At 70.1% G+C, this 2,984-nt stretch carries 2 protein-coding genes; both read left to right on the forward strand.

The features are described from left to right. Positions 1 to 167 precede the first annotated feature (167 nt). Entirely contained in the window at positions 168 to 1,472 is a 1,305-nt protein-coding gene (locus ACFV4G_RS31105; protein ID WP_380445454.1) for a M50 family metallopeptidase, read from the forward strand. A 144-nt stretch (positions 1,473 to 1,616) separates the two neighbouring features. Beyond that, positions 1,617 to 2,777, forward strand: a complete 1,161-nt coding sequence (gene ispG / locus ACFV4G_RS31110) for a flavodoxin-dependent (E)-4-hydroxy-3-methylbut-2-enyl-diphosphate synthase (protein ID WP_380445455.1) — start codon at positions 1,617 to 1,619, stop codon at positions 2,775 to 2,777. Positions 2,778 to 2,984: the final 207 nt, after the last annotated feature.

Genomic DNA, 2,984 nt, shown 5'->3' on the forward strand with positions numbered 1-2,984 from the left:
CCCGGGCGGCCCGGGCGGGGGGGGGGGGGGGCGCCGCGCGGCGGGGGGGGGGCGGGGCGGGGGGCGCCCCCCCCCGGGCGGGCCCCCCCCCCCCGCGGCGGTTGAACCGCGGCTCCGGTCGCGGTAGGACGAGACGATGAGCGGAGCGGCATGACGGAGGAGTTGCGGTGGCAGCGGTTTTGACGGTGGTCGGCATCCTGGTCTTCGTGCTCGGGCTGCTGGTGTCGATCGCCTGGCACGAACTCGGCCACCTCTCCACGGCCAAGCTGTTCGGCATCCGGGTGCCGCAGTACATGGTCGGCTTCGGCCCGACCCTGTGGTCGCGCCGCAGGGGCGAGACCGAGTACGGCATCAAGGCGATCCCGTTCGGCGGGTACATCCGGATGATCGGGATGTTCCCGCCGGGCGATGACGGGCGGATCACCAAGCGCAGCAGCTCGCCCTGGCGGAGCATGATCGAGGACGCCCGGGAGGCCTCCTACGAGGAGCTCCAGGAGGGTGACGAGCACCGGCTGTTCTACACCCGCAAGCCGTGGAAGCGCGTCATCGTCATGTTCGCCGGGCCGTTCATGAACCTGATCCTGGCGTTCGGGCTCTTCCTGACGGTCATGATGGGCTTCGGCGTCTCCATGAACGTGCCGACGGTGAGCACCGTCGCCCAGTGCATCGTCAAGGCGGGCCAGCCCACCGACGCCTGCCCGGCGGGCGCCCCGCAGACCCCCGCCGCGACGGCCGGGCTGAAGGCCGGGGACCGGATCCTCTCCTTCGACGGGGACCGCATCCACACCTACGACCAGCTCCAGGCGGACATCCGCAGGTCGGCGGGGAAGACCGTGCCGGTGGTGGTCGACCGGGGCGGGCAGCAGCTGACCCTCAGCCCGACGATCGCGGTCAACGACGTCCAGAAGTACGACGCGAACGACATCCCGATCAAGGGGCAGACCGTCCAGGCCGGGTTCCTCGGATTCACCCCGGCGAGTGGCGTCGTCCAGCTGGGTTTCGGGCAGTCGCTCGGACGGATGACGGACATGGCCGAGAACGGCGTGAAGTCCCTGGTCGCCCTGCCCGGCAAGATCCCCGGGCTGTGGAATGCCGTCGTCGGTGACGCCCCCCGCGACCCGGACTCGCCGATCGGGATGGTCGGCGCGGCCCGGGTGAGCGGCGAGGTCTTCTCGCTCGACATCCCCGGCACCCAGCGGATCGCGTTCTTCGTGAACCTGCTGGCCGGCATCAACCTGTCGCTGTTCCTGTTCAACATGCTGCCGCTGCTGCCGCTCGACGGCGGCCACGTCGCGGGCGCGGTCTGGGAATCGGTCCGCCGCCGCCTCGCACAGCTGTTCAAGCGGCCGGACCCGGGCCCGTTCGACGTCGCCAAGCTGATGCCCCTGGCGTACGTGGTGGCCAGCATCTTCATCGGGTTCACCCTGCTGGTCCTGGTGGCCGACCTGGTGAACCCGGTCAAGATCAGCTAGTGCGTCCGGGTACGGCGGGTGTGCTCGGCTCCACCCCCGTGCCGTACCGTGGAGGCCGGGTGCGCGATCGTGGCGCGCCCGGCCCCGGCCGTTTCCTTCGGCCGGGCGGTCGACCACACCTCCACCCTGGGGAACCCTGCGCACATGACCGCGATCTCGCTCGGTATTCCGTCCCTGCCGCTCAAGCCGCTCGCCAAGCGCCGAGTATCCCGGCAGATCATGGTCGGCAACGTTCCGGTCGGTGGTGACGCCCCCGTCTCGGTGCAGTCGATGACCACCACCGTGACCTCGGACATCAACGCCACGCTGCAGCAGATCGCGCAGCTCACCGCGTCCGGCTGCCAGATCGTCCGGGTCGCCGTCCCGTCCCAGGACGACGCCGACGCGCTGCCGATCATCGCGAAGAAGTCGCAGATCCCGGTCATCGCCGACATCCACTTCCAGCCGAAGTACGTGTTCGCCGCGATCGACGCCGGCTGCGCCGCGGTGCGCGTCAACCCGGGCAACATCAAGGCCTTCGACGACAAGGTCGGCGAGATCGCCAAGGCGGCCAAGGACGCGGGCGTGCCGATCCGGATCGGCGTCAACGCCGGTTCGCTCGACAAGCGCCTGCTGGAGAAGTACGGCCGGGCCACCCCCGAGGCGCTGGTGGAGTCCGCGCTGTGGGAGTGCTCGCTGTTCGAGGAGCACGACTTCCGCGACATCAAGATCTCGGTCAAGCACAACGACCCGGTCGTGATGATCCAGGCCTACCGCCAGCTCGCGGCGGCCTGCGACTACCCGCTGCACCTCGGCGTCACCGAGGCCGGGCCGGCCTTCCAGGGCACCATCAAGTCCGCGGTCGCCTTCGGCGCGCTGCTCGCCGAGGGCATCGGCGACACCATCCGGGTCTCGCTGTCGGCCCCGCCGGCCGAGGAGATCAAGGTCGGCAACCAGATCCTGGAGTCGCTCGGCCTGCGCCAGCGCGGCCTGGAGATCGTGTCCTGCCCGTCCTGCGGCCGCGCCCAGGTGGACGTCTACAAGCTCGCCGAGGAGGTCACCGCCGGCCTGGAGGGCATGGAGGTGCCGCTGCGCGTCGCGGTCATGGGCTGCGTCGTGAACGGCCCGGGCGAGGCCCGCGAGGCCGACCTCGGGGTCGCCTCCGGCAACGGCAAGGGCCAGATCTTCGTCAAGGGCGAGGTCATCAAGACCGTCCCCGAGTCGAAGATCGTCGAGACCCTCATCGAGGAGGCGCTCAAGCTCGCCGAGCAGATGCAGGCCGAGGGCGTCGAGGCCGGGGCGCCGACGGTCGTCGCCGGCGAGTGACCGGGGTGTAGTTCCCCCGCGGCCCCCGCGCGGTCGTCCGCCCCGGGCCCGTGCGGAGCGCTGTTCTGTCTTTCCGGAAGCGGGGGCCGCCCGTAGCGGCCCGCCCCCCCCCCCGAACCCCGTGGGGGCACCCCGTATGGTGCCGCCCCAAAACACTAAAGTAAGTTTAATAAAAAAAAAAAAAGCAACCCACCAAAAAAAAAAAGT

This window comes from Kitasatospora sp. NPDC059747, from assembly GCF_042732955.1.
Classification (GTDB): Bacteria; Actinomycetota; Actinomycetes; order Streptomycetales; family Streptomycetaceae; genus Kitasatospora.

What these genes read in the sequence shown, in the direction of transcription:
- ispG (WP_380445455.1), top strand. Translation starts at nt 1,617, where the DNA reads ATGACCGCGATCTCGCTCGGTATTCCGTCCCTGCCGCTCAAGCCGCTC.